22 protein-coding genes and 1 other RNA gene are annotated in these 26,722 nt (G+C 36.4%); 12 read left to right on the plus strand and 11 right to left on the minus strand.

From position 1 onward, the window contains the following. Positions 1 to 342 precede the first annotated feature (342 nt). The 3 genes from IPH52_27380 to IPH52_27390 all read left to right on the plus strand — a co-directional run bounded on the left by IPH52_27380 (position 343) and on the right by IPH52_27390 (position 7,621). Positions 343 to 1,230 (plus strand): FkbM family methyltransferase, encoded by an 888-nt coding sequence (locus tag IPH52_27380; GenBank protein ID MBK7058707.1) that lies wholly within the window; start codon positions 343 to 345, stop codon positions 1,228 to 1,230. Positions 1,231 to 1,415: 185 nt separating this feature from the next. After that, positions 1,416 to 1,634 carry a PD-(D/E)XK nuclease family transposase gene (locus IPH52_27385; GenBank protein ID MBK7058708.1) on the plus strand — a complete coding sequence of 73 codons (219 nt, stop codon included), beginning with the start codon at positions 1,416 to 1,418 and terminating at the stop codon, positions 1,632 to 1,634. 323 nt (positions 1,635 to 1,957) lie between these two features. Beyond that, on the plus strand, positions 1,958 to 7,621 hold the full coding sequence (locus IPH52_27390) for an AAA family ATPase (protein ID MBK7058709.1): 5,664 nt from the start codon (positions 1,958 to 1,960) through the stop codon (positions 7,619 to 7,621). A gap of 230 nt (positions 7,622 to 7,851) precedes the next feature. On the opposite strand, the gene IPH52_27395 is transcribed toward IPH52_27390, so the two are convergent. Next, complete coding sequence (locus tag IPH52_27395) at positions 7,852 to 7,995, minus strand: hypothetical protein (protein ID MBK7058710.1); 144 nt, start codon at positions 7,993 to 7,995, stop codon at positions 7,852 to 7,854. A gap of 212 nt (positions 7,996 to 8,207) precedes the next feature. Here IPH52_27395 and IPH52_27400 point away from each other — a divergent pair, with 212 nt between their 5' ends. Beyond that, positions 8,208 to 8,612: an STAS domain-containing protein gene (locus tag IPH52_27400; protein ID MBK7058711.1), complete on the plus strand. Its 405-nt coding sequence runs from the start codon at positions 8,208 to 8,210 to the stop codon at positions 8,610 to 8,612. On the opposite strand, the gene IPH52_27405 is transcribed toward IPH52_27400, so the two are convergent. Further along, the gene (locus IPH52_27405; protein MBK7058712.1) at positions 8,609 to 10,471 is read right to left on the minus strand and encodes a carbon starvation protein A; all 1,863 of its coding nucleotides are present in this window, start codon (positions 10,469 to 10,471) and stop codon (positions 8,609 to 8,611) included. The genes IPH52_27400 and IPH52_27405 overlap by 4 nt on opposite strands. A 179-nt stretch (positions 10,472 to 10,650) precedes the next feature. On the opposite strand from IPH52_27405, the gene IPH52_27410 reads away from it, so the two are divergent. Then, complete coding sequence (locus tag IPH52_27410) at positions 10,651 to 10,860, plus strand: hypothetical protein (GenBank protein ID MBK7058713.1); 210 nt, start codon at positions 10,651 to 10,653, stop codon at positions 10,858 to 10,860. Between the two features lie 92 nt (positions 10,861 to 10,952). Here IPH52_27410 and IPH52_27415 read toward each other — a convergent pair whose 3' ends face one another. The 3 genes from IPH52_27415 to IPH52_27425 all read right to left on the minus strand — a co-directional run bounded on the left by IPH52_27415 (position 10,953) and on the right by IPH52_27425 (position 12,817). Continuing rightward, positions 10,953 to 11,861, minus strand: a complete 909-nt coding sequence (locus tag IPH52_27415) for a lauroyl acyltransferase (GenBank protein MBK7058714.1) — start codon at positions 11,859 to 11,861, stop codon at positions 10,953 to 10,955. A gap of 33 nt (positions 11,862 to 11,894) precedes the next feature. Then, entirely contained in the window at positions 11,895 to 12,290 is a 396-nt protein-coding gene (locus IPH52_27420; GenBank protein MBK7058715.1) for a hypothetical protein, read from the minus strand. 74 nt (positions 12,291 to 12,364) lie between these two features. Next, positions 12,365 to 12,817 carry a hypothetical protein gene (locus IPH52_27425; protein ID MBK7058716.1) on the minus strand — a complete coding sequence of 151 codons (453 nt, stop codon included), beginning with the start codon at positions 12,815 to 12,817 and terminating at the stop codon, positions 12,365 to 12,367. A 462-nt stretch (positions 12,818 to 13,279) separates the two neighbouring features. Between IPH52_27425 and IPH52_27430 the strand changes: the two genes are divergently transcribed. From IPH52_27430 to IPH52_27450, 5 genes are all read left to right on the plus strand, one after another. Continuing rightward, on the plus strand, positions 13,280 to 14,191 hold the full coding sequence (locus tag IPH52_27430) for a lipase (protein MBK7058717.1): 912 nt from the start codon (positions 13,280 to 13,282) through the stop codon (positions 14,189 to 14,191). A gap of 391 nt (positions 14,192 to 14,582) precedes the next feature. Beyond that, positions 14,583 to 15,497, plus strand: a complete 915-nt coding sequence (locus tag IPH52_27435) for a lipase (protein MBK7058718.1) — start codon at positions 14,583 to 14,585, stop codon at positions 15,495 to 15,497. 332 nt (positions 15,498 to 15,829) lie between these two features. Next, positions 15,830 to 16,753 carry a lipase gene (locus IPH52_27440; protein ID MBK7058719.1) on the plus strand — a complete coding sequence of 308 codons (924 nt, stop codon included), beginning with the start codon at positions 15,830 to 15,832 and terminating at the stop codon, positions 16,751 to 16,753. Positions 16,754 to 17,327: 574 nt separating this feature from the next. Then, positions 17,328 to 18,404 (plus strand): hypothetical protein, encoded by a 1,077-nt coding sequence (locus tag IPH52_27445; GenBank protein ID MBK7058720.1) that lies wholly within the window; start codon positions 17,328 to 17,330, stop codon positions 18,402 to 18,404. Next, complete coding sequence (locus IPH52_27450; protein ID MBK7058721.1) at positions 18,391 to 20,133, plus strand: tetratricopeptide repeat protein; 1,743 nt, start codon at positions 18,391 to 18,393, stop codon at positions 20,131 to 20,133. Before IPH52_27445 ends, IPH52_27450 begins: the two co-directional genes overlap by 14 nt. Here the strand turns inward: IPH52_27450 and rnpB are convergent. Beyond that, positions 20,128 to 20,551: RNase P RNA component class A (gene rnpB / locus IPH52_27455), an RNA gene on the minus strand. The genes IPH52_27450 and rnpB overlap by 6 nt on opposite strands. Before the next feature lie 65 nt (positions 20,552 to 20,616). Here rnpB and IPH52_27460 point away from each other — a divergent pair. Next, positions 20,617 to 20,775, plus strand: a complete 159-nt coding sequence (locus IPH52_27460; GenBank protein MBK7058722.1) for a hypothetical protein — start codon at positions 20,617 to 20,619, stop codon at positions 20,773 to 20,775. Here the strand turns inward: IPH52_27460 and IPH52_27465 are convergent. From IPH52_27465 to IPH52_27485, 5 genes are all read right to left on the minus strand, one after another. Then, complete coding sequence (locus tag IPH52_27465; GenBank protein MBK7058723.1) at positions 20,757 to 21,284, minus strand: nucleoside 2-deoxyribosyltransferase; 528 nt, start codon at positions 21,282 to 21,284, stop codon at positions 20,757 to 20,759. The genes IPH52_27460 and IPH52_27465 overlap by 19 nt on opposite strands. A gap of 8 nt (positions 21,285 to 21,292) precedes the next feature. Continuing rightward, entirely contained in the window at positions 21,293 to 22,348 is a 1,056-nt protein-coding gene (locus tag IPH52_27470; GenBank protein MBK7058724.1) for a beta-lactamase family protein, read from the minus strand. A gap of 165 nt (positions 22,349 to 22,513) precedes the next feature. Then, on the minus strand, positions 22,514 to 22,822 hold the full coding sequence (locus tag IPH52_27475) for a hypothetical protein (GenBank protein ID MBK7058725.1): 309 nt from the start codon (positions 22,820 to 22,822) through the stop codon (positions 22,514 to 22,516). Between the two features lie 113 nt (positions 22,823 to 22,935). Next, positions 22,936 to 23,976, minus strand: coding sequence for an adenylate/guanylate cyclase domain-containing protein (locus tag IPH52_27480; GenBank protein MBK7058726.1), 1,041 nt, complete (start codon positions 23,974 to 23,976; stop codon positions 22,936 to 22,938). Then, positions 23,973 to 25,061, minus strand: coding sequence for a 7TM-DISM domain-containing protein (locus IPH52_27485; protein ID MBK7058727.1), 1,089 nt, complete (start codon positions 25,059 to 25,061; stop codon positions 23,973 to 23,975). Before IPH52_27485 ends, IPH52_27480 begins: the two co-directional genes overlap by 4 nt. A gap of 148 nt (positions 25,062 to 25,209) precedes the next feature. Here IPH52_27485 and IPH52_27490 point away from each other — a divergent pair, with 148 nt between their 5' ends. Further along, complete coding sequence (locus IPH52_27490) at positions 25,210 to 26,715, plus strand: TolC family protein (GenBank protein MBK7058728.1); 1,506 nt, start codon at positions 25,210 to 25,212, stop codon at positions 26,713 to 26,715. The last annotated feature ends 7 nt before the right edge of the window (positions 26,716 to 26,722 follow it).

Below are 26,722 nucleotides of genomic sequence, written 5' to 3' on the forward strand. Positions count from 1 at the left end.
AGGACACGAAGAAGGAATGCGTTAAGAATACTTCTTACCTAAGAGCCACATAGAAGGGACGTAAAAGCCATCAAATTGCCCTTCTTCGGCTTCTATGTCCCTTTTAATCTAGAACTAGATTGGTCTTAGGTGTAAACGGTGGTAATTCGATTTGTAATGGCGAAAGCTTTTCTCTTTTAAATATTAAAAACTAAAGTGGTTCTATTCTGGGTATATCCAAAATTTTTATAGGCTTACCTTTGCACTATTTCAATATTTGTTTATTTTTACTATTGACCGAATTGATCGAGTGTGGGAAATATTGGATTGGTTTAGGTGCCGCAGGTATCAAAGGATTATTTAATGAAAAAATTTATGATTAGCTCTTTTTTTATAGTTTTATTTATTTGCCTATTTGTCTCTAATTGGAATTCCCCCTACATTATAAAAAAGAAATATAGTATATTCCGATATTTATCAAAAAATTTTGTTGCGACTGAAATTTTGGACTACAAAATGTTTTTGAATCCAAAAGATGAAGTTATTACTCCTTTTATGTATGCTTATCGTCATTGGGAGCCGAATGAAACTTCTATTATATTTCATAATTTAAAGGAAGGAGATGTATTTATAGATGTTGGGGCAAACATCGGTTATTACACACTATTGGCTTCGAAAAAGGTTGGTATTACTGGACATGTCTATTCATTTGAGCCAGAGACTGAAAATTATGAACTACTAAAGCAGAATATTATTTTAAATAATTTACAAAATGTTACCGTTGAGAAGAAAGCTGTAGCAAATAAACCAGGGCGGATGAAGCTTTATTTGAATCCTACAAATAAGGGAGACCATAGCTTACGTGACGATAAAATGAATCGTGATTATCAAGAAGTAGATGTAATAAGTTTGGATGATTATTTTAAAGATAAGAAAATAAATTTTATAAAAATAGATGTTCAAGGTGCTGATGTTCTAGTTATCCAAGGTGCTAAAGGAATAATGTCTAATAATCCCAATATTTTGATAGTCAGTGAATTCTCCACAATGAATTTTAGAAAAATGAACACAGACCCTAAAGAATATTTAGATGAGTTATCAAAAATGGGATTTGTCTTCTACAATATAGATGATAAGAATCAATCAATTGATAAATTGTCAATTGAATCTATATTGAAACGCTATGATTTTCAAGGAATCGAAACTAATTTATTTATCGTTCCAAAGCTAAAAAATGTTATTATAAAATGAAAAATAAATTACAATACCTGCACAGAACCTAATAAAGAGTATCCGCTAAGAGAATGGACTATGTTTGGAATCTGTCCACTACATCTTCCTCAGTGCATTAGTTTCTACTAGACAATTTATAAACAAGCGTAAACAGTAAAACTATGAAATTCGCTGACCCTAAAAACGATGTTGCTTTCTGAAAGATATTTGGAAATGAAGCAAAGAAAGTTATTCTCATCTCATTTTTGAATTCAGTGTTGGGTTTGGAAGGAGACAGAAAAATTATCGAATTGTATTTTTGTAATACTTTTCAACTTCCGAGAGTAGCTGGACTCAAATCATCTACCATTGATGTTAATGTAAAAGACCAATCAGGGACGACATATATAGTAGAAATGCAATTGAGACTGCAACAGAAATGAAAAAAGATGGGTTCGCGATTACTAAAATTGTAAAATATACAGGTCTTAGTATAGAGGACATTGAAAAGTTATAAGTCAAATCTCTACATCAAAGAAGCGTATAGATATCCTTCAATAAATGGTAGAAAAGGCATGGATTCTACTATGCCCTCTAGCCCCAGGATGCCCATCATCTAGTTCAATTTCCTTAATTTGACAGTTTTAAACCTAATCCAATAACCCCTTTTTACGATTTCTACAGTAATATATTGCAAAATGCTAGACAACTTGGCTTTGCTATGGAAAAGTGGTTAAATCATGATTAATAACGAGGGTTGATTTCTATGTATCGACTAGATGAACGAGAAACGGATAAAGAGATTTATCTCAGCGAAAAAAGTGCAGTCTTTCGCGGAAATAGATTTGGTCAGCCCGTGATTATTAAGACTCTGCGAAGTGAATACCCCGATCCAGCCCTGATTAGTGAGTTCAAGCAGGAATATGAAATCTTACAAAAGCTACAGGGGCAGGGTTTAATTCGTGCGATTAGTCTAGAGAAATTCAAGTCAAGTCTGGCGATTATATTTGAAGACATTGGCGGAGAGGATTTGAGTAAGCTACTTGCTTATAAAAAATTTTCGTTGGTCGAATGCTTGGAGATAATGCTTGCTACAACTAAGGCATTGGGTAAAATTCATTCCGCAAATATTGTGCATCGTGATATTAAAGCGCATAATATCGTGTTAAACGAAAAAACAAGAGATTTACAAATCATTGATTTTGGCTCTGCCAGTTTTCTAATCAAGCAAAATTCTTTTATTCCAATGAATAGTTCTCTCGAAGGAACGCTATCTTATATATCTCCCGAGCAGACGGGAAGAATGAATCGCACTGTAGACTATCGCACCGACTACTATTCATTAGGCGTAACATTTTATCAAATCCTCACAGGCGAACTTCCCTTTGTCTATACAGATCCAATGGAATTGGTTCATGCCCATATCGCCAAAACACCAGTATCCCCCTTTAATAAAAATGGAACTCCTAAAATTCTATCTGATATAATCATGAAGCTTCTAGAAAAAAATCCAGAAGATAGATACCAGAGCGCGAATGGACTCATCTATGACTTGGAGTTATGCATTTCGAATCTAGATGCATTGCTATCCAATCCTGAAAACATTGAGGATCGTATTGAGAATATAAATAATGGATTGCAGATTGGACAAAAAGATTTTTCTACAAAATTTCAAATACCAGAAAAATTATATGGTAGAGCCAAAGAGATTATTCAAATTCTAAAATCATTTAAGCATGTAACAGAAGGAGAAGTTGAGTTAGTATTGATTTCAGGAAGATCCGGCATCGGCAAATCAGTATTAATCAATGAATTGAATAAACCTATTCTCGAATACAAAGGATATTTCGCTTCGGGAAAGTTTGATCAATTCAAACGCACGATTCCGTATTATGCAATCACTAGAGCCTTTCAAAATCTACTCAAACAAATATTAACAGAAAAAGAAGAATCTATTTTAATATGGAAACATGATTTGCAAGAGGCAGTAGGGGCTAACGGGCAAATTATTGTAGAAGTAATCCCTGAACTAGAAACTTTGATTGGTAGACAACCGCCAGTATCGGAGCTAGGTCTTGCTGAATCCAAGAATAGATTTAATCTTGTCTTTCAAAATTTTATCAAAGCATTCTGTCAAGAAGAACATGCGATTGCGATTTTCTTAGATGATTTGCAGTGGGCAGATACTCCTAGTATTTATCTGGTAGAATCTATTCTTACCAATCCAGAAATGAAGTTTCTATTATTGATACTTTCCTTTAGGGATAATGAAGTGTTGCCGACAGATGCATTTTCTCTTATGTTAGAAGACTTAAAGAAGAAAGGAATTGACTCTAAGAATATTAACCTGGAGCCGCTTTCCTTAAACGATGTAAATCATTTAGTCTCTGATACCTTGCATCTAGAAAAAAAACATACAAAAGAACTCGCTCAAATTCTACATACGAAGACAAAAGGAAATCCTTTCTTTGTAAATGCAATGTTTAAAAGTCTATACGACAAAGATTTAATTTATTACAAAGAAGGAATCTGGGCTTGGGATATAAGCAAAATTGAGCAGGGAAAAATTACCGAGAATGTAATTGATTTACTTATAGAAAAAGTAAAAGACTTAAATTTTTTACAAGCGGAGATATTGAAGTTAGCCGCTTGCATTGGGGATTCTTTCAGTATAGAAGTTTTCTTTCTCGTCTCCGGCAAACAACAAGAGAGTATTGCAAATGAACTAACAAGCATTTCGAATGAAGGTTTTTTAATTGTCACAAAGAATATAATCACCTTTGTGCATGATAAAATTCGTGAGGCTACTTATACATTAATCAACAATGAGGAAAGAGCAAAGAATCATTTTCTAATCGGAAAGACTTATTTGAGTCTGACAAAAGCAGAAGACATTGACGATTTAGTTTTTACAATTGTCAGCCAATTGAATCAGGGCATCGTTTATATAACCGAGGATTTAGAAAGAAAACAACTTTTAGAACTAAATGTTTTGGCGGGTAATAAGTCATTAGCCTCTTCTGCTTATGATGCGGCTTTGAGTTTTTATACTATGGCGGTTTCCTTATTATCAGAGAATTCGTGGAAGACGGACTATAAAAAAACTCTCGATCTATATATTGCAAAAGCACAGGCTGAATATCTTTCAACTAATTTCGAAATGGCAGAGAAAACCTTTGAATTAATCATGCACCATGCAGAGAGGAATCTAGATAAGATAAGTGTCTATGAATTAAAATCTTCTCTGTATACAAAGCAACTTAGAATGAGAGAGGCTTTGACTCTTGCTACCGATGCCTTGAAGCTATTGAAAGTTAGTATTCCCAAGCATCCAAGTGAGTTGTCTGCCATTCCAGAAATCATAAAAGCAAAGATTCAAATTGGTAGAAAAAACGCGAGTGACTTTCTTGATTTGCCGCTTATGGTAAATGAGACGGATTCAGCCATTATGCGTTTACTCAATATTAGCATTGCCCCTTCTTATCTTTCCAAGCCTTTACTATTTCCCGTTCTAGTCATGAAAATGGTGAACTTGAGTTTACGAAGAGGCATATCGCCAATATCCCCTTTTGCCTTTATTGTATTTGGAATGATACAAGGCTCTGCGTTAGGAGATTTTAAAACCGGATATGAATGGGGTAAACTAGCTATTAACCTCGTTGATAAGTATAATTTTAAATCAGTTCAGTGCAGAACTCTTATGGTATATGCCTGTGCCGTGCATCATTGGACAAACCATGCAAGGACTGGAAACGAGTTTCTCTTGAGATCGATTCAAAGTGGTATTGAAAATGGAGACTTGGAGTATACTAGTTATTCGCTCATTCATATTTCCTTTCAGGCACTTGCCATGCGCAAACCTCTGAAAGAAGTATTGGAAATCTTTGAGAAGATGAGACCGACATTTCTTAAAATCAAACAAGACCATGCCTATTTCACGGCAGCTATTGTAGAGCAAACAGCCATTAACCTCAAAGAAGTATCTCAGAAGATTCATCAATTAAAAGGAGTAGCATTTGACGAGGATACCTATGTTCATATCTGGATAGAAACAAATAATTCGAGTGCGCTTCATTGCTATTATACAATGAAATGTGTCATCGGATATTTTTTCGAAGAGCCCGAAGTTGTAGAGGCATACTCCCGTAAGGCGGTGAAACATGAGAAGAGTAATCTAGGAACAATGTTTGGTCCTGAGATTCTGTTTTTCGATTCACTCAATCTAAGTCGATTGTATAACGCCGCTACAATTAAATCTAAAAAGAAAGAATATAAAAAGCGTATCGCAAAAAATGCTAAGAAGATGAAAGCCTGGGCGGTTAGTTGTGAAGCAAATTACGGACATAAATTTAATATTCTACAGGGGTTAATCCGCGAGATAGAGGGTAATGACTCTTTAGCGCTTAAAGAGTATAAGACTGCAATTTATTTAGCTAAAAAGCATGAGTATATTTTGGAAGAAGCAATTGCCAATGAACTATCTGCGGCTATTTGGCGTAAGACCCAAGATGAACAGTATGAACAAATTCATCTAATCGAAGCTCATTATTGCTACCGAAGGTGGGGATCAGAACCAATGGTAAAGAAATTAGAAGATCAGTTTCCTTTTCTCAAACGAAAATACAATACTGCTCAATCAGAATTAATGGTTACTCATAGTAAAACTCTAAGCACAGGAAATTTCTTAGATTTAAACACAGTAGTCAAAGCTTCTCAGACTCTATCCGGAGAAATTCAATTTGGTAGATTGCTAGAGAAGATGATGAAGATTCTATTTGAAAATGCAGGTGCAGAGAGAGGATTTTTTATTTTAAAAGAGACAGATAATCTTTTTATCGAAGCAGAAGGAAAGGCTGATTCGAATTATATCGAAGTCTTAAAAGCAAAGTCAGTGCAAGTAGCTACTGAAATTTCTGTGAGCATTGTAAATTATGTAGCCCGCACAAAGAATTTAGTCTTACTCAATGATGCTACTAAATCAGGAATGTTTACGAATGACTCGTATGTAAAAGCCAATACACCAAAGTCTATTCTTTGTTATCCTATACTCAATCAAGGACATCTAGTAGGAATTGTTTATTTAGAAAACAATCTTACTACAGATGCATTTACACCGGATCGTGTAGAAATATTAAAAGTGTTATCTTCCCAAATAGCGGTGAGTGTAGAAAACTCACTCTTATACACAAGCCTTGAAGCAAAAGTAATGGAAAGAACCCGTGATCTAAATGAAGCACTTGTTGAAGTGCGCTCATTGAAAGAACAACAAGATGGAGATTATTTCTTGAATACACTTTTAATTGAGCCACTCGCTCAAAACAATGCACAGAGTTCAAATGTTGAAATAGAATTTTTTATCAAACAAAAAAAGCAATTTATATTTCGTAACGGTTACTATGAATTAGGCGGAGATATTAATATTTCCGAAAACCTAGAACTTCAGAAAAATAAATACATCGTATTTCTAAATGGAGATGCAATGGGTAAGTCGATACAAGGTGCAGGCGGAGTATTGGTATTAGGCACAGTATTCAAATCTATTATCCAGCGCACGCAATCGACTGATTATGGAAAGACTGTTTATCCTGAGAAATGGCTCAAAGATGCATTCATTGAAATGCATAAGGCTTTTGTAAGTTTTGATGGGTCTATGCTCATGTCTCTTGTGTTTGGACTTATTGATGAGAGAACAGGCGTGATGTATTTTTTAAATGCTGAGCACCCTGATATGGCTCTTTATCGAGATGGGAAGGCAAGCTTCATAGAAAATACAACTCCTTATACTAAACTAGGCACGCAGGGGCAAGCAGGGAGTATCTCCATTCAGGTCTTTTCCTTATTACCCGGTGATATTGTTATATCAGGCTCGGATGGTAGAGATGATATTATCATAGGAAAGGAAGAAAATTCTGAGTATGATATTATTAACGAAGACCATGATTTATTTCTTCATCATGTAGAGCACGCGGAAGGAGATTTACATAAAATCTATGAGATGATTGCGGCTACAGGCAAACTGATGGATGATATTTCTCTTTGTAAGGTTTATTTTAAAGGGTATCCTCTAAATGAAGCCAAGGTTAGTTTAGAAGCAACTCTAAAGTCACTTTCTCAATATAAGATTGATTGCAATTATGCTAAATTTTTAGAACTTGCGCACAGGCTAATTGCTGATTATCCGCATCTTACGAATTACCTGTATGAAATTTCGAATGTATACAAAGAAATAAAGCAATATGATAAAGCTATAACAGTAGCCGAGAGAGCCAGACTTAGATATCCTAAGAATTTTAATAATCTATTGGTATTGTTGGAGTCTTATATTCACGTTGGAAAAACAGAGAAGGTGCGCATAACAATCGATACCTGCTTGAGTCTAAAGCCGAATGATGAGCGCTTACTTGCCTTAGTTAGTCTTGCGCGTAAATGAATGAATAACAGGAGTGATTCACTTTTAAAAGCTGAGTCAATCTTTTCTTTCTTTATTTAAACAAAAAGGAGTCATTGTATTGCGAGTAATTGAGTATATTTTCATCGTCTGTAATATACCACAGAAAAAAATGAGTGTCTAAGAGACAATTCATATTACCCCAAAGCCCATTAGAACGTCATTTGATAATTCATCAAAGAAAGAGTCAGGAACTTGAAAGTCATTCTTTGCTAAACCAAAGGGGCGCGTTTTGTTTTTTTATCAGAGGAAGACTCTAAAGACCAAATAATAGTTTCCCCTTTTTTATTTTTTAGTTCATCTGGAATTTTTAAAGTATCTGGTAAGTGTTTATAAACAATCCGAATTGGTTGCATTCTATTACTTTTCCTTATTATTCAAGTATTAGTGGTTAAAGTTTTTTTTGCAAAGCATAAATAAGAATAATTTATAGCTTTTCTAAAACGAAAAGGAAATGGCTAAGCGATTTTTCTTTTAGTTGAAACTTTTCCTTCTTTATTTTATTTTGAGAATGAGACTATGGGGTGTATAAAAAAATGCTATTCTGAGTTGGTTAAAGGACTTTTTTGTGCTTAGAATCGACTTACTTGGAGTATCCATTTATTACAAGGCAAAGCCCCTATTAAAAAGGACAAAGGCAATGGCGTATTCACATAGACTTGTTTCCGGAATTGATGTAGTAGACATTAGTGATTCGATGGATTTATATTCCGTTCCTGAATTAAAAAAATTCTGTAAGAATCTTACACACAAAGAGGGTGTAAAGATTTTACTTACGCTAGAGAAAGTTCATTTCTTGGACTCTTCGGGTCTTGGAATGCTGACCAATTTATATTTTGAGTGCCAACAAAAAGGAATTCCTTTAAAGTTAGCCAGACTCAGTGCAGAGGCTAAGAGACTGTTTGTGCTAACCAAGCTAGAACAATCTATTCCAATTTATGAAACAGAGGAAGATGCAATTAGTCGTTACTAAATAGCATCCATATCTCGTTTAATTTTTCTCCAGACTAAAAATCCTTCCACGAGTAGCCAGAGTGTAAGGATGATGAGTATTCCACCTACTCCTGCGAGTAGATAATTAGGAGTAGCCCCGTTTATAAATTCTAAGAAATTTCCAACCATTGCCCATAGAGTAACGCACAATACAAAACTCATCGGAAGTAAAATGCTGAGTGTAGGTCGCTTTGATTTTAATAAGTAAATGAATACGACTAATAGAGATAAGCCGGCAAGGAGTTGATTGGTTGTGCCAAATACTTTCCAGAGAGCAAGCCCCGCCGGTTTCATTTGACCATTTACATTTATCTTTAAAAATGCAAAGAATGCAATCGAAGCTACTGCTAGTAGGCTAGATGTATAACGATTGGCAAAGAGTAAATTTAAAGTCTTAGAGCGAAACGAGTGAACAATTTCTTCAATATTATATCTGAGAAGTCTAGTCGCGGAGTCGAGGGACGTAAGGGCAAAGCTAATCACAATGAGTGCAATAAATCCCTGTCCGAATTTTTCAGGAATACCTAATTGACCGAGGAAGCGACTCGTTCCATAGATATAAGCGCCGACTTGAACGTTTAATCCCTGTAAGCCCGCCCAGGATTTGTAATAAGAATTCCATTCTTCACTCGAACTAAATCCAATCGTGCAGGCGATAACAGCCGTTAGCCCAAGAAGTGACTCTCCTATCATTCCACCATAGCCGATGACTCTTGCATCTGTTTCGACTGCGATTTGCTTTGCAGTTGTGCCTGAACTAACCAGTGAGTGAAAGCCTGAGATGGCTCCACAGGCAATGGTAATGAATACAAAGGGAAGTATATCCATTCCAATTTCTTCTGTTCTAAAGGCTGCTGCATTGAAGGAAGGAAAGTTTCCACTTATACTTCCCACAAAGTATCCGAGGTAAATTAGGATTATTCCCAAGTAGAGTAAGAAGGAATTAATATAGTCTCGGCTCTGGAGTAGTAGCCATACAGGTGTGACTGAGGCTAAGAAGGCGTAGGCGAGTAGAATGAGTTTCCAACTGTCTGTAGAGGGAGCGCGGTCAATATCGCTTAGCCCGATTAAGTCTAGAAATTTATCATCCATACTAAAATAGATCGTCGCTAGAGTGACAAAAAAGCTAACCACTGTGAGCGGACCGAGTGAGTAATTCTTTTTGTAGTGCAAAAAACCTACAATTAACGCTAAGATCATGAGCATGAGAGTAGGAGTGACCGATTCTGGAAAATTACTTCGTAGATGAATCTTAGCTGGTTCTTTTTTTTGTAATTCTCCATTGTCGTGTCCGTCTTTGACTTCTTTGACAGTGACAGGTTGCTCGATTACGGTTGGTGATTTGACTGCGACTGGTTTTGGTGGAGCAGAATAAAGTCCTGCGATGACTAATACAAATACTCCCATAGCAAGAGAAACTAAAAAGAAAATGATTACATGAAATAAAGATCTGGCACGATGACCGAGTAAGTCTTCTGCGACTTGACCCACTGATTTTCCATCGTGTCGAATGGATACGACAAGCGAACCAAAATCATGCACACAACCCATGAAGATTCCACCTAGCACAACCCATATCATAGCAGGAAGCCAACCCCAAATCACCGCAACAGCAGGACCTAGAATGGGAGCAAGTCCTGCAATGGATGCAAAGTGATGACCAAATAAAACACTCGGCTTGGTTGGCACATAGTCTATTCCATCGTTATGTGTATGCGCAGGTGTGACGAATTCTTTTCCTCGAAGTCCAAATACTTTGTCAGCAAGATAGCGGGAATAAAATTTGAATCCTAAGAAATAGAATAAAAGGCATAGTGTGACGACGATTGCAGGTATCATGAAATACTAAGACTATTTCGATTTGATTCCAAGCAAGTAGTTTTTTTAAGACTTTTTTTGATACATCCGTTCTTGTTTCGGCATATGCAGTATTATCCGTTCTTCCTATAAAGCCAAAGCTTTCTCTTATAGAAGTTGAAAATATTTTACAAAAAAACATTTATTCTAAGTTTGAGATAATGGCGCTTACCCCCAAAGACTACAAAAATGCCGTCAGTGGTGTGACTGAACTTCATCTTTCTGGCGGAATTTTATATGATGCTCTACATATTGAAGCAGCAATAAAGTGTGGCACTAAAAAGCTTATCACTTTAAATCACAAACATTTCGAAAAACTTTCTATTGATAGAATTAACACTCGGCTCACCTTGCGTAATATTAATTTTTAATTCATTTAAACAAAGAAAATAGACATAAAAGTTATCGTATCCTTTGTCCGTGTTCATCTGTGGTAATCTTCAAATACTCTCTTTATGATGCTTTATACCTGACCCGGAAAGTCGCCTGGCTTTGTGCGCCATCTTCTATGCACCCAAAAGTATTGCTCTGGAAATAGTTTTACTTCTTCTTCGAGTAGTCTAGTCCACATTTCTGTGTAATGACGAACAGCCACATCCCTGGAAGGAAATTTCTTTTTGTCGATGACTCCCATGTCTTTTACTCGGACAATTACTTTTCCATCTTCGCCACAGACAACAGAGTATAATAGCAATTTTGCGCCAGTAAGATAAGCCATGAGCGCAGGACCTTGATAGGTAGAAGCAGGACGATTGAAGAAATTGACAAAGATTCCAGCCTTGCCCGCGTTTTGATCCGAGCCAAACCCAATCCAGTATCCATCTTTGAGAAGTTTCATCACTCGACTGGATTCATCTGTCGTTACAAGCAAAATGCCGTTATTCTCACGTAGCGATTTCACCCATTTATCCACAAAGGGATTTCGAATCTTTTTGTAAATGCCCGCCCCCTTCATTCTAAGTCCCATGAATTGAACGAGTATTTCCCATGTTCCCAAATGACCGGATACTAAGACTACTCCGATACCTTCTTTATTGGTATCTTGCTCTATTTTTAAAAATTCTGGCTCATACGAAAGATATTTATCCATCCATTCTTGATTCAATCTAGATGCGTAGAGGGTTCCTGCGAGTAGCCGCCCGAGATGATCAAAGTGTTTTTTTACAAGGGATAATTTTTCTTTCTCGTTTAGATTTGGAAATGCATAAGAAATATTGTCGTAAGCTATCTTTCTATGTTTACGGGCTAATGGGAATAATACTCTCGTGATCCCGACTCCATAGGCAAGACAGACTTTATAAGGCAAGAACTTAAATGGTAAATATAAAAAATACGCAAATAAGAACGAAATAAAATAACTAATTTTTTTCATGAATCTATTTTCCTTTTACTTCGATATTTAAAATCACTCAACTACGGTTCCAGTGATTACAACTGTCCGACGTGAAATGATAGGCTTAAACCAAAAAACCCAATTTCGAAGTCCAGTAGTCACAGCACGAATCGCTGAATCAAAAAAATCTTCTTCCGATTCGATTTTCAAATTATAGATTTTCTTTGCATTTGGTAATTCTGCTCCCAATACATCTTTGAGTTCGAATTTTTCTACTGTAATTAAATCAAATGCAACCCAAGTAATTTTTTTTTCAATCTTAAAACTTCGAACTCTTTGACCAGAGCTATCTTCATTTGAAAAAGAAACAGGCACATTATAGCCAGAAAGAGAATACTTATAAGTCGCACAGTTGAGAGCGAAAAATAAGCTTAAGACAAGTATAAATACATTATTTCTTTTTTGCATTGGTTTTACCTTTCTCTTTTTTATTTTGTTTCTTTTCGGTAGTTTCTTCTTTGCTTTCTGTTTTAGGAGTATCCTCATTCATTGGCTCTTCTTTTACTTCTACCTTCTCTTGATTCGGATTTTCCAAAGCATCCGGTAGGTTTTGGCATTGGCAGGGAAACCTTTTCGTATAAGTCCCCGTTTATTTTCACAGAATACAATCGCACAATTCCCAACGTAAATAAATCTGCCAGACTATCAACTAGATCGTAAGTTTCTGTAATAGTCAAATTTCCAACAGCTTCCGTCTCTGGGTTTTTGAATTCTTCAATAAGAATTCTTTCTAAATCTTTATTGTATACGCGAAAAATACCCCAAAACATGTTCACCCTTGTATGGGATAAATCAAATCTTCGTTTTAATTTATATCCTTCCTCTTCTGTATATGATGTTAGGCGAACTTTATGATTTACATTCTTTAAATAATATTCAGTCTTAGCGCAGTTTACGGCTAACAAAATTAAACCAACTAAAAAGTATTTCTTCAACTTCAATCTCCTAAGTAATTTAATAGTCTAACTCTCTGATTCCAAATTCCTTCAAGCTTTTTTTTCAATGAAAAATGGATTGCCAGTGAGTCACTGAGAAGCGCGGGAAAATTCATTGGGTTACAGTTTATCTTATCCATTGCAAAATACAAGAATAGTTATATTTTTATTCTACAAGTTAATCTCGCAATGATACTTAAATTACAAACAATGCGAATCCCAGCCCAAGAAACCTACAAGCTAACCCATGTTAGGTGAGAGGATAATAGCTATTCTCCGTTATTTTCTCGTAATTCAATTTCAGTCAATAAATTACTGATTAAAAACAGCTACGGTTTACTCAATGAACAGAATTTTTATTTCAAGAAATGTTCTTTAAAATAAAATTTTGTTGACGTTTGTAAAAAATAAAATTAGAAAAGTAAGGATTTTAAATTACAATTTGAAAAGGAAAATAAAACTATGAAAACAAAATTTCTAACAATCATCTTCACGCTATTCTTCTCCCTTCCAGTCGGAATCTTTGCTGGTCCACTTGACGGAACTTGTATCGCACTTGTCCATGGTATACTTGGATTTGACGACACACAGGGATTAGCCGGTGGACTTGTCAAATACTGGGGAGGTATGGACACTTACCTTCGTTCCCAAGGAGCAAAAGTTCTTACACCTGGAAGTTCTCCGATCAATAGCATCGCAACTAGATCGCAACTCACAAGAGATGCGTTAGTTCCATGGATGGCTGCCAATAATTGCGCAAAGGTTCATTTGATTGGACACTCACAAGGCGGATTAGTTGTGCGTTATCTTACTTCTAACACTGTACTTGGTTTTACCTCTAAAGTGGCAACTGTTAGCACTGTAGACGCAGTTCATAAAGGTGCACCGCTTGCAGACATCGTGTTAGCTATTATCCCCAGTTGGTTACAGCCTTTTGCTAATACTGCCCTTGGATTACTTGCTCAACTTTTTTATGGAGCAAAACCAATGGATGTAATTGCAATGGGACAATCACTCGCAGTAAGCACAGTGAATGCATTCAATGCTGCAACGCCTAACGTTTCAGGAATGAAATATTACTCGTATGCAAACCACATGGCTTGGGCAGATCCAGTTCAGCATCTACTAATGGCGCCTACTTATCCAATTACTTGGGCAGGTGGACTCTATTATGGATTAGGTAGTGCAAACGATGGAGTAGTTCCTTTGGAATCTCAAAAATGGGGAACATACAAAGGCGAAGCGTCTGCAAAATGGTATGCAACTGGTATTGATCATTTGCAAGCAACTAATCTAGAATGGAGTGGTCAAAACTTTTTTGATGTAACTGGCTGGTATCTAGGTATCGCACAAACCGCAAAAGCAGGACTTTAAAAAGATTTTTTGCCATGCTTCGACGCTGCTTATAGCGTAACCGCTGGCACCTAGACAAAGAGGGTTAAAGAGTTCCGCCCGCTTTGTCTAAGTGCTTCGGTGGTAATCTTCCCAATCTCCTATTTAAAATCTGAGAGCCTTATTGCAAGGCATGAGTAAAATTTACAAGAGTTACTCACTGTTAGGTGAACGGATAACAGTTGTTCTCCGATGTTTCCTGAAATTCATTTTCAATCAATAAATTGCTCATCGAAATCAACTACGGTTTACTCAATGAACAAAGTTAATTTTAAAAAAAATATTCTTTAAAAAAAAATTTTGTTGACGCTAGAAAAAATGATATTTAGAAAAGTAAGAGTTGTAAAATAACAAATTGAAAAGGAAAAAAACTATGAAAGCTAAATTTCTCACACTAATCTTCACCCTCTTCTTCTCTCTTCCAGTCGGTCTCTTTGCTGGTCCTCTTGACGGAACTTGTATTGCACTTGTCCATGGTATACTTGGATTTGATGATAGACAAGGTCTCGCTGGTGGTCTAGTAAAGTATTGGGGCGGTCTTGATGGCTACCTCCGTTCACAAGGGGCTAAAGTAACTACACCTGGAAGTTCTCCACTTAACAGTATCGCAGTTAGATCAACGCTAACAAGAGATGCGTTAGTTCCATGGATGGCGGCTAACAGTTGCACAAAAGTGCATTTAATTGGTCACTCACAAGGCGGACTTGTAGTTCGTTACATGGCTTCTAATACTGCTTTAGGCTTCAAAACCAAAGTTGCAACAGTTAGTACTGTTGATGCTGTTCATAAAGGGGCTCCGTTAGCTGATATCGTTCTTGGTATTATTCCTAGTTGGTTACAACCTTTTGCTAATTCTGCATTGGGTCTGTTCTCTCAACTATTTTATGGAAAAAAACCTATGGACGTTATTGCAATGGGAAAATCACTCGCTGTTAGTACTGTGAATTCGTTCAATGCTGCTACTCCTAACGTTTCTGGAATGAAATACTATTCTTATGCAAACAAAATGGCTTGGGCAGATCCAATTCAACATATACTTATGGCACCTACTCATCCAATTACTTGGGCAGGCGGTCTATGGTATGGTCTTGGTGGTGCAAACGATGGAGTGGTTCCTTTCGAGTCTCAAAAATGGGGAGCTTATAAAGGCGAGGCTTCTGGACAAAAATGGTTTGCTACAGGTATCGATCACCTGCAAGCTACTAATTTGGAATGGAGTGGTCAAAACTTCTTTGATGTAACTGGATGGTATTTAGGTATTGCACAAACTGCAAAAGCAGGTCTGTAATGAATAGTAGAGACAGGTCAAGACTTGTCTCTACTTCTAAAAAGACGACGGGCGTCGAGTAAAAAAACCAACTGAGCGGTAATCCACGATTATCTCTCAGTTGGCATCTTCTAAACTAGATTAATAGAATTTATAATTTTTAGATTCTTATAAATCTACCAAGCTTAAATCAAACTCTCAAAACTTACTAAATTTTCTATCAGGATAAAAATATTGATAAAAGAATATCTATCGGAATTATTATTGTAGCACTTGTACTAGTTATCTCCTACCTCGTTTTTGGAGGAAGTGGTTCAAGTAAAAAGAAATCCTCTTCTAACTCAAGTGAAGAAATGCAAGACGGAAAATCTCATTCACAAAACGAAGCTCTTTCCCCAATGGGAGATACTACAGGTCTTTGGGATGAAGCACTTTCTCCTTTTCAGGGAACTGAGAAAAAAGGCTATTTAGAATTAGTCGAAGATTTGAAATCAGGAAAAGTAAACTTTAATTGGGAAGTATGGGCGCTAAGAAGAAAATGTCCAGAAGATTACACCGCAACCCAGTGCGATGAAACTATTTATAAATTCCTGGATACAAAGTTTACGAGCCCTGATAAAGAAAAGATGAAAGAACTTTTCAAAGCATACTTTCAGTTTGAAAGCGAAGCAAGAAAAATGGAATTCCCTGCAGACATAACATTTCAGGAAAAATATGAGATATTAAAAAAAAGACGTAGAGACTTAGTTGGTGATGAAAAGGCTGACTTATTTTTCGGAATGGAAGAAGCACAAGTTACATTCATGCAAACTTCAAAAAATTTCATTGACTCTTCCAAAAATATGAGCGGTCCCGAAAGAGTGCAGAAATACGAAGACCTTCGTAAAAAAACTTATGGTTCTTATTTAGACTCGGTAACAAAAAGAGAGGATTCTTTCGACCACTACCAAACAGAGATTAGCCTCAGAGAAAAAGAACTCGCAGGTTTAAGCCCAGAAGAGAAAGAAAAGAAAATGGCATCGCTACAAACCAAATACTTCGGTAAAGACGGAGCAGAGCGTATAGCAGCGGCAAACAAAGAACTAGCCGCACAAAACAAGAAAATATCTGACTACGAAAAAGCAGAACAAGAATTCCTTTCTTCCAATAATGGAATCTCCGATAAAGACAAAGCACAAAAATTGAAAGAGCTCAGAGTAAAAATGCTTGGTGAAGAAGATGCAGAATCTTATACACGTGCAAAGCAATTCGAAGAAGACGCGGCTAAGATTAAGTAGATTGTGACCTAACCTCATACTTTAACTAATTGCCGAATACTCTGAAGTACCGGGCAGGGGATTTTATTATAAAAGTCTACCTTGAAGTATCTATACTAAAAAGTCCCCTGCCCTGCGAAGCGAATTAGGAAAGGGGCTACTTGTTTGTATCCTACACTACAGAAAGATTTGGGGATAGGTATCATTCCGACAAACACGCATAAGTCGCTTCCTTCTTACTCCACTCGATCACTCCAAGAGAATCACATCCACTCTCCGATTAAATTCTTTTCCCTGTTTTTCTAAGTTATTCAAATCAGGAGTCGCCCTATACAAACCCAACCTCAAAGTAATATAGAACGGACATAGAAGCCACATAGAAGCAGAGTTTGGCTTCTATGTGGCTTCTATGTCCGTTGAAGATCGCTTTTAGTTAGAAATTCATCTTAAAATACAAAGGCATTTGTCTTGAGTTAAAAGCGAAATCCGTCTTTATACTAAACTCTGCGATTTAGTGAGATGCAAAATTCCCTCTTTTCCTTTCGAAAAATCATTGCAATGGAACATAAGGCAAATAACATCACACTCCAAACTTATGATACGACATCCATTTTACTTTTTCAGAAAACAGCTTCCGTTCTTTTTAGTTGGATTCTTATTCTCATTCCTTGGTTGCCAATCGACGGGCGAGAAAACCATTGAAGGCAATGGCCAAATCGACAAATTAGAAATTAGAGGCTTCAAACAATTTCCGATTTATACGGGAAGAGATTTTCTCGGCTACATACAAGCAGAAGGACAAGAAAAAACGTTCGATAAAAAACTCTGGCGCGGCAAAACCAAGAAGGACCCGATTCAACAGAGCATAATAATCAGTTATACGAAAGAAGATTTAAAAGAAATAAAGGGAGGCTTCTCTGAAATTCTTTCCGCAGAAGCAGGATATGAAACCATTCAGTCGATGGATTTGATTTTAGAAAATCCAGTTCAGTATATATTAGAAGACATTGCCCTAGACTCTACCTATCAGACGAAAAAAGAACTCTTCACTCGCCCCTATATTGGTGCAGTTCTAAAAGTAGATAAAATAAAAATCGAATTTAAAAACAAAGACGGATTTACCGTTAAGACCGAAGCAGATTTCAAAGTAAATAATATCAAGCTTGGAAATAATTTCAAGCATGGCTCAACGGAGAATTCAGTCTTCTTCGCTGAAAATGCATACGTCGGCTACAAGCTATTTGACCCTCCCACCAATCCAGAAACTCTAATCGTCGAGGAAGACAAGCGGATAAAGGTTGTTGTCCTCCCTTTTGAAGTGGAAGGTGCAAAAACAAAAGACGAAAAACTTAGATCAGCCCTGGCAGAAGCTACCGCAAGATCTCTGAACATGGTAGACAATATATTTGTATTGGATAGAAATAGTTATCAAAAAATCTTAGAAGAGCAACAATTAGCCAAATCCGAAAACTACGATCAAAAAAATGCAGTTCAGATTGGAAAGCTCATGACGGCTAATACCATTTTGCTCGGAAAGTTCTCTAGAGAAGGACTGGATGCTCGAATCACTTGCACAATGATAGATGTAGAGACTAACGCTCTATTAGCCAATGGAACTATTAAACTAGATGTAAGCCTAAAAGGAAAAAACACTCCCCATGATTGCGGATGAATGGGAAGCAAAAATTCTAGAATCCTTTGGAGTAAAACTAGCAAAAAGAGAAGCCAATTCTCTTTCCATTCTAGGAACTAACGTTGGCGACGCCTATGATTTTTATAGAAGGGGAAGAGAAAATTTTATTCTTTTAGATGAGGAGAGTTTAGAAGCAGCAATTCCTTTACTAAAAAAAGCAATCGAACTTGACCCAAATTATTCTGACGCCTACGCCACGTTAGCCGAAACCTACCAAAGGCTTTATGATTATAGAAATTTCACAGGGGATAGAATCGGTGCAGAGAAGATGAAAATTTTCGGATTAGAAGCTGCCTCTAAAGCAATTGAGCTTTCTCCTGAATCTTCTACCGCAAACAGAGTAAATTCATTTTACTATTATTATATGGATCCCGATTTTGAAAAAAGCAAACTCTATGCACAAAAAGCAGTTACTCTAGACCCAAAAGACGCCGAAGCAGCGATGCGACTTTTCATCATCAAAGCACGCGAAAATAAAAAAATGCTCTCACCGGATAATAAGGATTTGCTTTCTATCTATACTTTAAATCCAAACTTAATATCGACTAACTTTTATTTGGCTCTTTCTTATAAACTAGCGGGTAATTACGCTAAGGCGATAGAGCAATACCAAAAGATTTTGGAAATTTCTCCTAAGAGTATTTCTATTTATGCAGAAATCAGTAACGCCTACGCCGAGCAAGAGAAATGGGAAGAAGCACTCACGTATTTAGATAAAGCAGATGAAATTCAACCCAATGGATTTCAGGTTCAAATTCACTATGCCAATTTCTTCATCCGAAAAAAGGAATACAAGAAAGCAACAGAATACTTAAACATAGCCAAGAAATTGCAACCCAAGAGCACAATTCCCTATGAAGCATTTGCAAACATTGCACTCAGAGAAAAGAATTTTGAAGAAGCAATTTCGAATCTACAGAAGTGCATTGAGTTAGACCCAAAGAAAGGAAGTTTCCTCAATCAACTTGGAACTATTTATAAAGTAAAGGGAGAATCACAATTAGCCTTAACTAATTTCCAAAAAGCAACCAAAGTCGAACCAAAATTAACAATAAGCTATGAGAACTTAGCCAATTTATATCTAGAATCTAAAAAGTTAGACTTAGCAATCAAGTCCTATGAAAAATGCATTGAGCTAGAGCCGACTAATAGCTATTATCTGCGAAGCTTAGCAGAAGTGTATATCGAAAAGAAAGACTATGACTCAGCGATTGCAACTTACAACAAAGCACAGGAAGCAGACCCAAATGAGCATATGATTTACAATGAGTTAGGAACTTGTCTTGTATTAAAAAAAGAATACGAGCAAGGCAAAGAAAAATACAATCGTGCCATCGAAGTAGGCAATAAGGAAGTCAAGTCTTACGGCTACAAGGGATTAGCCGATCTCAAACGCAAGCAAAGAAAGTATGACGAAGCAATTGAACTCTACAAAAAAGCAATCGAACTATTCAGCACCAACCAGGATGCAAAGATAGGAATGGCAAATACCTATTCCAAAAAAGAAAACAACCAGGAAGCCATTATAATTCTAAAAGGAAGCATTGAATCGGAGCCACAAAATGGAAAGTATCATTTTGAATTAGGGAAAATCTATCGTCTTGAAAATAGAAAAGAAGAATCCGTAGAAAGTTTTAAGAAGGCATGTGAATTAGGAGAAGCAAAAGCCTGTAACGAAACTCCCGAAAAGAAAAAAAAGAAGAAATGAATTCTGTCTATAAGCCGGATTCTGTCTCTGCCTAATGAGTATTAACCTCACAGGCAGTAGATAATCATTTATCTTGGCTTTAGATTACTCTAAAGCTCTTTGCTCTCTACCCGCAACCTGGCGGAATGAGCTCATAACGGTTGCATACTTGAGATTGCACCATGAAGGGTTTACCCTGCCCTCTTTCTTACGAAAGAGGCGGTGGGCTCTTACCCCACCATTTCACCCTTACCTCCACTGCAGCTTGGCTACTAAAGCAACTTTTGCCACTTTTAGGAGGCGGTATATTTTCTGTGGCACTTTCCATGCAAGCTTCTCTTTCGAAAAACTTACTCCGGACGTTATCCGGTTCATTCATTCCACGGTGTCCGGACTTTCCTCACTCCCCAAAGGTTCGCGCGATTATCCGACAGAATTCATTTCAGAGTTGAGATTAAAATCACGCTGTTACATTGCAAGAAATTTATTTACTTTAGACATTGTTTGGAATTTTGTTTACAAAATCGTGTCAGAGAGCTAGACAATACTATTCAGACTTCCTTTCATAACATTACAATCACGCTCAAGAAATTACCGCCTAATACCAAGTTTGCGTTCGACGGAAAGGATTGTATTGGTAAGACTTATGAAACTAGACTCTGACTAATCACCTGAATTGTTTCTTCAAAGTTTCCTTGTATCAATTGACCGCCGGATTCTAGTATTGCAAATTCTAGCATTAAGTTAATAGAATTTCCAAAGTCTTCACTTAGCAGATAACCGTCATTATCTATACGAAAGCCCGAACTATGACTACTCGTTGGAATTTTACTTTCTACGAGTTCAAGTAGAGGCTTGCGGTGATCTAAGTAACCAAAGATTACTTTGCCCAATGCCTTCGCAAATCCAATTTCAAATGCACTTCCGTCATCCACCAACGCACCGCGAAACGAATTGCAATTAACCACCACTATATCACAAGCACGAATGAGCTTACAATTTTCTAGAAATATTTTCCTAGCTCGCTCTAATCCTATCTCGTTTGTTACTTCTCCATCAAACGGGGATAATCCTTCGTAACCGTATTTTCTGCAAATTGATTTATGATGCTCCAATACTCTCTTTGCTTCCGGTAAAAATACTTCTGGTCCTGCAAGATAAATTTTATTCATACTTAAACTCACTCCTCTTGTTGGTATAAATAATCCTCTATGTCGTCTAATTCTGCTTCGCTCATATTAGAAAAGAGTAATACTCCTACTTCGGATTCAACATTATAAAACATTTTTGTAGTGACACCTTCTTCGACGCCATCATGTCCTAAGTAGCTTTCTCCTTGCGGATAATCTAAATAATTCCAAGTCAGACCTATTCTAGATTTTTCTCCTCCGTCTTTGGATTCGAAATGAACTTCTTTCATTAGCTTTGCAGTGTCTTCTTCTAGAATACGTGTTCCATTGTATTCTCCATTTTGAATGAACATGATTAAGAATTTCGCCATGTCGTCAAGGTTAGAGCGTAACATTCCGTTTGGATAATCGGGACATTCGTAATGACCTTTTGTATTTTCAGAATCATAATAAGGCAAAGCAACATTATCCACATCTAGGTCAGACAAATTCCAAGAAGTATTTTCCATACCTAAAGGCTTAAAAATATTCTCATCACAGAACTCATCAAAAGATTGCTTTGCAATTACTTCTACAAGATAACCAAGAAGAGCACTACCTACATTGGAATAATCAGAAGTTGTTCCGGGTTTATCTTTTAGAAAACAAAGTTCAGGGTCATAGAACTCACCGTCTTCTTTAAAATATTCTTCGAGTAAAGAACCCAAATCATATTCTCGTTCATCCCCTTCTCTAAAATAAAGAATAGAATCATCTATTTCATTATAAGACTCATCACTGATACTCGAAGTGTGGGTTAATAGCATTTTGGCGGTAATCGGTGTATCTGAATATTTTGGATGTGTAACGGGAAATGGTAGATAATCATTAATATCCGCATCAATATCCAAATCTCCCCTATCATATAAAATCATAGCAGCAGTTGCCGTAACTGTCTTGGATACAGATGCCAATAAAAAAATGGTATCTGTTTTCATTTCTTTTTCGTTTTCTAAATCAGTATAGCCATAAGCTTTTTTCCATGCTAGTTTACCGTCTTTGACAACGCCACAAACAAGCCCTGTAATTTCATTTGATTCTACACTTTCTTCAATAAAATCCGCCATTGTTTTTCCTTATTTTTTAAATAGTTAAATCGGATTTTCACAATGACAAACACAGATGAAAATAATTCCCATCCGTGTTTATCCGTTTGCATCCGCGGTAATTTTTACATTGTTAGCTCTCATTTAGGAAAAAGCAGCTACCAATCCTTTACCAGTGACCGAGTATTATTTGCAAGCTGCTTTACAATCTGTAAATGTTTTTTGGCATTTTTCATGACTTGCTTTTCTTTCATCTTTCTTAGCGTCATCTATCTTGCCTGTTTCATTGTTACATTTATTGAGGGCAATTCCGCACTCTTTCTTGCAGCCTTTGTCTTCATTCTTGCTTTCTTTTTTATCTTTCTTATGGTCTTTGTGTTCTTTTTTATCTTCTTTCTTGTTTTCGTCTTCGGACTTGTCTTTAGCTACAACAGACGTAAAAGAAAATAGGCAAATAGCCACCATAGCGATTAATGTTAAAATGCTTTTATTCATATATTCTCCACATGAAATTTTTTGATAATGTTAGAATTACATGCATATGCTAAGAGGCAATACAATTTTACTTTCACCCACTTATGTTCTTCCGCAAAAAATCATTTTTCATCTTACACAGATTCACTTCCGTCCCAGTCTTCGGGAAGACCATGTGTTTGATAATACAAAGATTTTTGTAAATAAAAACGAGCCGCAACATCAGAGAGGTTAATATCGAGTATGTTCTCAAACAAAATGGCAGCTTTTGTAAATTCCCTTGCTTCATAATGAGTAAGCGCTTTTTCAAAATCAGCTTTTGTTTGTAAATAAACGTCCAACCAAAAATCAGATTGACCATCTAGAATATCAATGACGACTACGGGCTCCTGTTTGCCCTTAACCTTCACTTTTCCTAATCGACGATATTTAAATTTTTCAGGACCATTCGCTTTTAAAAAAGTTGCTTCACTTGTAAGAATAAGAGCACCATAAACCTTCGTTAACCCTTCTAAACGAGAAGCTAAATTTACCGCATCTGAAATCACTGTGCTCTCCATTCTCTCTTCTCCACCAATCACTCCGAGCATAAGCACTCCCGTATGAAGACCTACGCCTATTTTAATGATTTCGAAATTCTTCTCTACACGATCTTGATTGTAGGCTAAAATTGCTTTCTGCATCTGGATAGCAGAACGAATTGCATCTTCGGGGCTACGGGCAAACAAAGCCATGATAGCATCTCCGATGTATTTATCAATAAATCCATTATGATATTCGATGATTGGGTTCATTATTTTTAAATAAGAATTGATAAAGTTGAAATTTTCCTCCGGAGTCATTTGCTCAGAAAGAGTGGTAAATGATCGTATATCGGAGAACAACACGGTCATTTCTTTTTGCACCTGATCCCCGAGTTTAATATCGATTATACTCTTCCTGCTTAGAAAATTTAAGAACTCCTTCGGAACAAAGCGAGTATATGCCTTGTTGGTTAATTTCAATTCTTCAGAAAGATGTTCTACACTCAAAAAGGATTTTGCAAAAAGCAGAGATAGAATAAAGGATTGGGAAAATATAAAGATGAATAATCCAAATGGATAAAGATTCCCTGTATGAATTAATTCATTATTATACAGTGCATCATTGATACCACAAATAAAAAATAAACTCATTCCAAGCAATGCCGATATTGCACCGTCTGTTCCTGTAGGCGAATTGCTTTAATTACATAATAAAAAGCAATAAGCGCCCCAATAAGCATAGCTACCTGCACAGGAATCGCGGTATAACTGTAAATATCCCCTGTCGTAATAAGAGGAATGAAACTAAAAATAAATAATAACGCATCAGAAAAATAAAATCTATTTCTTTTCACAACCGCAGGAAAGGAATGAATCAAAAAATGAGTAAAGGCAGGAATTCCAAGAGAAAGAGAAATATATTCGATTTTCAATTGCGCTTCAAAGGAAAGTGGAAAAAAATGAACAAGACTGCGTTCGCCTGTAACCACAACTCTAAATCCAGTTAAGAAACAAAATATTCCAAAATACAAAACAGATTTGTCATTTCGTCTAAGAGCAAATAAACCGAAATGGTAAAAAGCCATAACTAAAAGCGTTCCAAATAGAAATAACTCGAACGCCATAGACTTTTCGCGGGCACTGATAATTTCTTCTGGATTTCCAATTTCAAAAAATGCCCAGGTGCCTCCTTTTCTATGATTAAAATTAGCAATATGTAAAATAAACTCTGTCTCTTCTGAGTTCAAATCAATGAACCTAACAAGCGGTAGCCACTGCGCAACGGTCTCTTCTTTTGTCTTTCCCGGTATACCATTAGCCGCAACTTGCTTTCCATTGATAAAAAGTCGATAGGAGGAATACATATCTCCAACGCGAAGCCCCATAACCTTGTTTAGATTTTTACTTTTTACAATAAGTCGATAAGTAGCAAAACCAGACCCGGTTAATTCCTTTCCGTTCCAGTCATATCCATTCCAAAGGGAAGGCAGTTCAATGTATTTTGGCTTATTTTTTTTAGGGGTTGCTAACGATGCTGAATCTAGAAATTCTCCATAATAAAATTCCCACTGACCATATAAGTCTACTTTTCCATCTCGATCAAAATTCCATTCTGATAAATCTAAAACGCCTTCGACTGCCCTTGGTTCTACACGCCCTTCTTTCTTCAAACATGAATTAGCCAATAAAATAATAGCAACAATGAATACAATAAGTGAGGCAAAACGAAAAAACATTCCTAATCAATACAGCCTTTAGTGCTATTTGTCAAGGATAAATGTAACAAATCCTCACTCACTATAAACGAAAATAAAATGTATCAGTTTAAATTCATTCCCCAGAAATGGAATTTACTACTCATTCAAATTGGAGGCAATAAATCATTTGAATATTCGATGTATTTATTTTAAAATTCTTACATTACTTCTTGTAACTTCAGGTTTTTTTCATTGCAATCATGAGGAACAAATCAGAGAAGGTCCTCCAGAGTCTAATAAGAATTTACCGCTAGTAGAAATATCCGATACAAAAATTAAAAAAGTCAATTCTTCCAAAGAATCCTTCAGCCTAAATGACCTATACCATTCTGCCCTTGCTAAAACGGAGCGCATTGCGATTAAAAAAGAGGCAATCGTGCAAGCTGAGGCAAGAAGAGATTCTTTCTTTGCAAATTTTTTCCCTTCCCTGGCTTTTCGCTATCAGCAGTTTGTTACAACTCCCAATCATGCTGAGCATGATAGAGAGATTCGGAATCGAAATAATATTGTAAATGCCTATAGCAATGAAGCTTACAATACAAATATATCCACTCCGTATGATATTGGAAATTCTTCTTTTGGTGGTAGCGGCAGTTCAACAGTAACCTCTCCTTTAGTTCGTCCCGGTGCGAGACTCGTTTTGCATATTCCAATCATGACAGGATTAAATGAATGGGCAAATTACAAAAGCTCCAAGCATGAAGTAAAATTAAGGCTACTGGAACTGAAACACGATTCTGGTAGAATGTTTTTAGAAATTGCACAGGCTTATTTTAATTTGCTCCAACTTGAAAGCAATCTACAAACCAAAAAAGATATTTTAGAATTTACAAAAGAATCCAAAAAAGAAATTACAAGACGTGTTGGTCTTGGAAGAAATAAACCATCAGAACTAACAAATATCACTGCACAAATCGCAAAGCTAGAAGCAGAAATTTTAGGTATCACTGATACTTTATCGCAGATGAGAGATACACTTTCTTTTTTAACAGGACTTGACTCGGATTTTAAAGTGGAGGCTATTAACGAATTGCCACTAAACTTTGAAATCGAACAGGCAGAAAAAACAGTAGAGAACCGCTTTGATGTAAATGCAGCTAAATTAAATCTAGAAATCGCAAAGTCAGAAGTTATAAAAGCCTATGGCGGTCATATGCCTACTGCCTCAGTAGATACATTTTATACATTTCCGAGTGGACACTCTGCAAATACAGCAAAGAAAGATTTAGTGAATCAGTTTATCGTGCAAGTTCCACTCATCTCTATGGGAACAATTACAGCAGCAGTAAAACAAGCTGAGTCTTTAAAGCGTCAGGCGGAATTGCAACTAACGCAGTCCGTTCGATTTGCTAGAGAAGAAGTCAGAAAGGCTTACAACAGTTATGCGAATTCAAAGATGGCAGAAGAAAGTTATCTTGCAGCCTTAAATGCTATGGAGAATAATTACGAGGTTGTAAAACGCGATTACTTTCGAAAATCAGCAACAAGTCTAGATCTTTTAAATGCACAAATTGCTTTAAAAAATGCAAAAGAAGATTTATCTAGAACACTACTTCAAAAACAATTGAACCTTGTTTGGCTTAAAGTGGCTATTGGCAAGTATCCGGAAGATTTGGAAAATAAATCAGAATAGGAAATAT

Source organism: Leptospiraceae bacterium (assembly GCA_016708435.1).
Classification (GTDB): Bacteria; Spirochaetota; Leptospiria; order Leptospirales; family Leptospiraceae; genus UBA2033.

Bases quoted from the DNA above. Each gene is read 5' to 3' on its own strand.
- IPH52_27380 (MBK7058707.1), top strand. From the start codon at position 343: ATGAAAAAATTTATGATTAGCTCTTTTTTTATAGTTTTATTTATTTGC.
- IPH52_27390 (MBK7058709.1), top strand. From the start codon at position 1,958: ATGTATCGACTAGATGAACGAGAAACGGATAAAGAGATTTATCTCAGC.
- IPH52_27395 (MBK7058710.1), bottom strand. From the start codon at position 7,995: ATGCAACCAATTCGGATTGTTTATAAACACTTACCAGATACTTTAAAA.
- IPH52_27405 (MBK7058712.1), bottom strand. From the start codon at position 10,471: ATGATACCTGCAATCGTCGTCACACTATGCCTTTTATTCTATTTCTTA.
- IPH52_27410 (MBK7058713.1), top strand. From the start codon at position 10,651: ATGGCGCTTACCCCCAAAGACTACAAAAATGCCGTCAGTGGTGTGACT.
- IPH52_27415 (MBK7058714.1), bottom strand. From the start codon at position 11,861: ATGAAAAAAATTAGTTATTTTATTTCGTTCTTATTTGCGTATTTTTTA.
- IPH52_27420 (MBK7058715.1), bottom strand. From the start codon at position 12,290: ATGCAAAAAAGAAATAATGTATTTATACTTGTCTTAAGCTTATTTTTC.
- IPH52_27430 (MBK7058717.1), top strand. From the start codon at position 13,280: ATGAAAACAAAATTTCTAACAATCATCTTCACGCTATTCTTCTCCCTT.
- IPH52_27435 (MBK7058718.1), top strand. From the start codon at position 14,583: ATGAAAGCTAAATTTCTCACACTAATCTTCACCCTCTTCTTCTCTCTT.
- IPH52_27440 (MBK7058719.1), top strand. From the start codon at position 15,830: ATGCAAGACGGAAAATCTCATTCACAAAACGAAGCTCTTTCCCCAATG.
- IPH52_27445 (MBK7058720.1), top strand. From the start codon at position 17,328: ATGATACGACATCCATTTTACTTTTTCAGAAAACAGCTTCCGTTCTTT.
- IPH52_27450 (MBK7058721.1), top strand. From the start codon at position 18,391: ATGATTGCGGATGAATGGGAAGCAAAAATTCTAGAATCCTTTGGAGTA.
- IPH52_27465 (MBK7058723.1), bottom strand. From the start codon at position 21,284: ATGAATAAAATTTATCTTGCAGGACCAGAAGTATTTTTACCGGAAGCA.
- IPH52_27470 (MBK7058724.1), bottom strand. From the start codon at position 22,348: ATGGCGGATTTTATTGAAGAAAGTGTAGAATCAAATGAAATTACAGGG.
- IPH52_27475 (MBK7058725.1), bottom strand. From the start codon at position 22,822: ATGAATAAAAGCATTTTAACATTAATCGCTATGGTGGCTATTTGCCTA.
- IPH52_27480 (MBK7058726.1), bottom strand. From the start codon at position 23,976: ATGAGTTTATTTTTTATTTGTGGTATCAATGATGCACTGTATAATAAT.
- IPH52_27485 (MBK7058727.1), bottom strand. From the start codon at position 25,061: ATGTTTTTTCGTTTTGCCTCACTTATTGTATTCATTGTTGCTATTATT.